Annotated in this window: 1 protein-coding gene; it reads left to right on the top strand. The window is 64.1% G+C overall.

Going from position 1 to position 245, the window contains the following annotated elements; genetic code table 11:
* Positions 1–185: hypothetical protein (locus tag SB751_RS34205; protein ID WP_410749521.1), on the top strand; the 185-nt coding region annotated here is incomplete at its 5' end.
* Positions 186–245: the final 60 nt, after the last annotated feature.

Genomic DNA, 245 nt, shown 5'->3' with positions numbered 1-245 from the left:
ACATCAAGGGCGTGCTGACCGTCACATCCGCCAGCGGCGCGAAGAAGGAAACACCGATCGCCGCTGTCTCCGGCAATCAGCTTCGCTCGCAGGATGTCGAGGTGCCGCCTGGGTCGCGCGTCACCGCGTTGCTGACGATGGCCGACGGTACGACGAAGGTGAGCGCGCGATTCAAGGTGCAGTGAAGCCGGGAACGTTCCGCGGCGATCGATCGGCGCTCGGCGATGCTCGTCTTTCTTCAACTC

It is taken from the genome of Cupriavidus sp. SIMBA_020 (assembly GCF_046535395.1).
Taxonomy (GTDB): Bacteria; Pseudomonadota; Gammaproteobacteria; order Burkholderiales; family Burkholderiaceae; genus Cupriavidus; species Cupriavidus campinensis.
Note: the sequence above shows the minus strand (reverse complement) of the source record. Positions and strands in the feature narration are given on the sequence as shown.